The organism is Lacticaseibacillus manihotivorans DSM 13343 = JCM 12514, assembly GCF_001435035.1.
GTDB classification, from domain to species: Bacteria; Bacillota; Bacilli; order Lactobacillales; family Lactobacillaceae; genus Lacticaseibacillus; species Lacticaseibacillus manihotivorans.
Window position 1 is genome coordinate 1 of record NZ_AZEU01000037.1, and the last position, 5,087, is coordinate 5,087.

Consider the following 5,087-nt stretch of genomic DNA (forward strand, 5'->3'; position numbering starts at 1 on the left):
GCCTGTTCTGGGATTGTCCTCAACGACTGGCTAACTTGTTCTTGCAATTTACGAAATAATTTTGCCTTCTTAAATCTTCGAATTTGTGATTTGATCAAAATCGGGATAAGTTGATTTTGTCAAATCATGCCCAACAATCTGTGATGCCTTAAAGGCCGTCAAGTGAATTGGAATCGTCATGAACAAAGAAGTAAGCAACTCATTAGTTTCAACTTCAAAATTAAGGTCGCCTGCATCACCTGTATTGGCATTAAGCGAAATAACATCGTCTACGTGCGCCTTGAGAAATGTCCTAAGCTTTTCTACTCGGTCTTCTAGCTTTCCATTCCCATCTACAAATACAACAATGTCATCTTTTTTTAAACCAATGTATGGGCCATGCATGTATTCCTCAAGCTCATTCCCAAACGCTGAAAGATGAACGGTTTCGGTGAACTTTGTTTGTCCTTCACGCGCAACACCATACGTCGCGCCATAGCCAATGAAGAATACTCGCTTGGCCTTTGCAAACTGCTCAGCTTGAAATTCAGACCAACTTTCGGACTGATCAACTATCTTCTGAGTCAGTCCTACAACCCGACTGATTTCTTTAAAATCATTGTCAAATTTGCCTTGTCCTATAATGTCCAAGCTGTGAGCGACGGTGAGCGCTAAGAGCATTAGATCGAGGATAGTTGCACTGTATCCTGCAGTCACGTAAGGCATCTCTTCCACAGGCATACCCATATTGATGATGTTGTCTGCAACCTTGGCAATTGGGCTTGCCATATCACTGGTTAATGTGAAAACAGTGCGTCCTTCGTTTTGCATTGTTTCAACCAACTTGATGGTTGAATAGCTGTGACCACCTTGTGAAATGGCAATTGCTAAATCATTCTTACGTGGTTGCATCAGATAGCTAGCGGCATATGAAGGATCAATCACTGTAACAGGCACATTCAGTATGTTGGCCATGTACGGCAGTGCCGAATACGCCGCATTGGAACTAGAACCTGTGGCGTAGATAGTGATGCTTCGTACATTGATAGATTTAGCTACACGATCCACATCGGAGAAAAGTGTTTTGTAATTATCAAGGATGCTCTTATAAATCGCCGGTTCTTGTCTAACGTAATATTGCATATCTTTCATGATTCAAATACCTCCTAGAATCCCAGTCCAAGCACCGAAGATCCCAATTCCGGCAATAAGTAAAAGAATCCAGGCAGCTTTCCAGCCCTTCTTATCTAGCCAGAAAATAAACAAGGTAAACAGCACGGTTAGAATACCAGGAACAATGCCATCAAAGATCTTGCTGATTGTGACAGCGTCAGTCCCAGTGCCAATTTTATAAGGCATCTTGATTGTGACCAGTGTTGCCACCATTGCTCCCACAACACTCAATCCTAAAACTGAGGCACCGTATGACAGCTTATCCATCAAGCCGGTTTTTTGAACTTTCTCGATAAAGCTAGATCCAATGTTGTACCCAACGAATAGGCCGTAGTACCGAGTCAATAGTGCCGGAACATTGAAAATAAGGAAGAAAAGAATTGGCCCCAGAATATTACCTTGAATTGCTAATGAAGTCCCGACCCCGGTAGCAATAACACGCAATGTGCCCCAGAAGAAAGAGTCACCTAATCCACTAAGAGGACCCATAAGGGCAACTTTGACATCGTTAATTGATTCTGGATCGAAGTTAGGGTCGTCAGCATTCTGTTCCTCCATGGCGATTGAAATCCCCAATGGAAAGGTCGAAAGCCATGGTGTGACGTTGTAAAAGGCTAGATGACGCTTGTATGCTTCAGCAAGCTTTTCCTTGGAATTGCTATAAATCTTCTTAAGAACCGGGACTAGCGAAAAGGCATACCCCAAATTCATTTGCCGTTCATAATTCCATGCCCATTCCATGGTGAAGGAACGCCAGAAAACCTTCATTAGGTCCTTATGTGTAATGTGCTTAGAACTCTTCATCTTCATAGTTAATCCCTCCAGTCTGGGCTTTATTCACGCCGCCATTATTATCTTTCGGGCCATTTCCTGTTCCTTGATTATGGTTATCCTTGTACGCAGAGTATCCTGTAAGAATTAGTGCCAAGCATGCGCCGAAAATGGCAACGCCAGTAACTGAAATTTTCAGGTAGGCAGCTAGCGCAAAGCCAAACACGAAAAATACTGCGTTGTGCTTATTAATCATCATCTTCAGCAAGAGCGCGAAACCATACGCCGGCAATAATCCGGTCGCAATCCCTAGGCCACTGATAACAAACTTTGGGATAGCGGCCAAAACCGTCTTAATTACTGGACTACCAAGCACATATGAAATCCCGACAACCAGCCCGATTGGTAAATTAACTGAGAAAAAACCACCTAGGACGTTCATACGCCCAATCCCACTTCCGTCAGCTTTCTCTGCATACCGGTCTGCTTTGTGAACAAAGTATGGCAGGATAAAGATAAAGCACAGGTTCTTTATTACCAGAACCAGTGAAGCGATTGGAATACCCAGAGTCAAAGCAACGGCCGTGCTCTTACCAGCACCAATTGCAAATGCAGTCCCCAAAATACTGCCTGAAATAATTTCTGGTGGGATAGACGCGCCTATTGAGAATGAGCCAACGAATGCTAGTTCAAGACTGGCACCCATGATAATCCCGGTTCTAACGTCACCCATTATTAAGCCAGCAATCGTACACGTAATTAACGGGCGCGAAAGCATTGACGAGCCAAGAAAGTATTCACCATTTGCCAGCATTGCGGTCAATGCCAACAAAATGGCAGTTACAGGTGTAATCATAATTATTCACCTCCAATAAGATGATTACTATTTGATTTTCTCTTTGCGATCCCCAGGAACCATCTGGATAAACACATCAATTCCGTCATTGTTTAGCTTTTTGAGTGTTTCCACCTCCCCTTCAGTCAAATTCACGGCTTTCCCGTATGGCTTGGTTCCCTCGCGTGGCTTCGTCCCGCCGACATTAAGACTAGTAATATGCGTTCCTGTCCCACGGATCAGTTTGTCAGCATCAGCTACTGATTCTACAACCACTAACATTTTGTACTTATCTGTAACTCCTGAATTAATAGCTGAGATGCTATCATCAACTGATTTCATGACCAGTTTTGCATCCTCTGGCTTTGCCAACCTAATAGCGGACTTTCTAAAATCATCACTAGCAACATCGTCGTTTGTCACAAGGATTGTATTAACGTCCAAGGCACCAAACCAGGAAACCGCCACCTGTCCGTGCAACAGTCTGTGATCAATCCTAAGCATTTGAATCATGATTAATCCCCCTAATCAAAATCAATAGCATAGTTCGTGTTCGTAGCGTCTTCGTATCGAATTTCTAGACATATAGGCTCATTCTCAGACCCCGTAAACAAGTTGTGGAATTTAAATATTGGCGTAAATTCATCGATCTTTAGAACTTTCTGTTGCTCCCTTTCCGGGAGTATTAGTTCCATATTTTGCTCCATTGTTGTCACTGCCTTGTTCCCAGAATTAGTGATGTCCAGAACACTGCCCACACTAATTGACGCAAGGTCAAAACCGGGATAGTTATCAAGCGGCAAAAATAGCTTTTCTTGCGTAATGCTGTGATTATTAGTGTCCGTATAATCTACGTAATAAAGAAGACTGTTTTCCTTTGTGTCCAAAATCTTCGAATAGTATTTACCTGCTATTCTCAAGTAACTGTTGCGCACCTTTTGCTTGCGGCTTTCGAGTTCCTCCCTTTTGAGTATTCCTGACATTTCAAGAATGTTCTTTTGATTAAACCTTGGGGTTATGAAGAGCCCTACTCCATTTCTCCTCGTCAAAATGCCTTCATTCACCAGACTATCGACCGCTTTGCGAATTGTGGTTCGGCTAACACCAAACTTTTTTTGAAGACTTATCTCACTATCAAAGGGCTCTCCGGTGGAGTACTCACCACTGCTAATTAATTTCCTTATCTGCTCCGATACCTGATCATATAGACTTGCCAAAAGTCATCACTCCAAATCATCTCGATAGTCAAATATGTTGTTGACTTTAATCTGATACTGAACTCTTTGCCCGACCAGGTATTGGTGAGTGAACTCAATAATTTCATCATGATTGTCATACGCAAAACTTGAAATCAGATACAGGGGGGTGCCTTCACTAACATTTAGAACCTCAGCAACATTCCCGCTCGCATTAGTTGAAGACACAGTTTCGTGTCCATATGCTGGAACAACCTTGTATAATTCCTTCAAGGTTTTGTACAGAGACCTATTGTTAAAATCAATTCCTAGCAGGGCAGGAAATTTCTGATAATCAAGATGAGCTATCTCAAATGTCACCGGTATGTCGTCCAGAAGGCGCTTTCTTGTCAACTCAACAATTTTTTCGTTGTCAGAGAGGCCTAAGTATCCTGCAACGTTTTCACTGGGTTCTAGAACACGATTGCTTATCATTTCAATCTTGAGCTGATGAAATTCGCTCTTAAGTTCGTCGCTCATCGAGCTCATGTCCAACAGGTTGATCTTGTGCTTTCTAATAGTAGAAAAAGTTCCATCACTGTCTTCCTCGATTTTTCCCTCCTTGACTAAGTATTCCAAGGCGTTCCGTAATGTCGTGCGGCTTACTCCTAGTTCTTTAACCAGAGCTCTTTCCGAAGCTAGCTTGGTCCCCTCTTTCATTTGTAAAACCATGCTCTTCAACGACTCAATTGCCTCAGATGCTGGGGTTAAACTCTGGAATTCCATCGACAATCTCCTTGATTTATTTCTGGCATCCTATATCTAAATAAGCTATATTTCCTATTGCTATGGGGCCATATCTCAAGAATAAATACAGGTTGTGCCTTTTTAGAACTGAGACCATTGTAGACGCTTACATAAACATCTGTCAACTGAAAAAAGTAATATCTTAGTTCGCTGTCGAAACAGCAAATCCTACAATCCAAGTGCAAAGCATGAATAGACAAGCCAGATTTTTGAAGACATCGCTGATTCACCGCAGTACACAAAAAGCCCTCAGACAAGTCAACCTGTCTGAGGGCTCTTACCCAAGGGGAAATGGATTGAAGTCAATATTTGAGACAGATTTTAAGAGACATTCAGAACCGCGTTTA

Annotated in this window: 6 protein-coding genes; all 6 read right to left on the reverse strand. The window is 42.4% G+C overall.

What is annotated here, in order from left to right:
• Nucleotides 1-69: 69 nt before the first annotated feature.
• The 6 genes from FD01_RS02430 to FD01_RS02455 are packed head-to-tail and all read right to left on the reverse strand — an operon-like array spanning nt 70 to nt 4,719.
• Nucleotides 70-1,131, reverse strand: coding sequence for an SIS domain-containing protein (locus FD01_RS02430; RefSeq protein WP_056962472.1), 1,062 nt, complete (start codon nt 1,129-1,131; stop codon nt 70-72).
• Between the two features lie 3 nt (nt 1,132-1,134).
• Entirely contained in the window at nt 1,135-1,962 is an 828-nt protein-coding gene (locus FD01_RS02435; protein ID WP_056962473.1) for a PTS system mannose/fructose/sorbose family transporter subunit IID, read from the reverse strand.
• Nucleotides 1,943-2,779, reverse strand: a complete 837-nt coding sequence (locus FD01_RS02440; RefSeq protein WP_056962474.1) for a PTS mannose/fructose/sorbose/N-acetylgalactosamine transporter subunit IIC — start codon at nt 2,777-2,779, stop codon at nt 1,943-1,945. Before FD01_RS02440 ends, FD01_RS02435 begins: the two co-directional genes overlap by 20 nt.
• Nucleotides 2,780-2,806: 27 nt before the next feature.
• Nucleotides 2,807-3,271: a PTS sugar transporter subunit IIB gene (locus FD01_RS02445; RefSeq protein WP_054719465.1), complete on the reverse strand. Its 465-nt coding sequence runs from the start codon at nt 3,269-3,271 to the stop codon at nt 2,807-2,809.
• Nucleotides 3,272-3,282: 11 nt separating this feature from the next.
• Complete coding sequence (locus FD01_RS02450) at nt 3,283-3,975, reverse strand: GntR family transcriptional regulator (protein ID WP_056962475.1); 693 nt, start codon at nt 3,973-3,975, stop codon at nt 3,283-3,285.
• 6 nt (nt 3,976-3,981) lie between these two features.
• The gene (locus tag FD01_RS02455; protein ID WP_056962476.1) at nt 3,982-4,719 is read right to left on the reverse strand and encodes a GntR family transcriptional regulator; all 738 of its coding nucleotides are present in this window, start codon (nt 4,717-4,719) and stop codon (nt 3,982-3,984) included.
• Between the last annotated feature and the right edge of the window lie 368 nt (nt 4,720-5,087).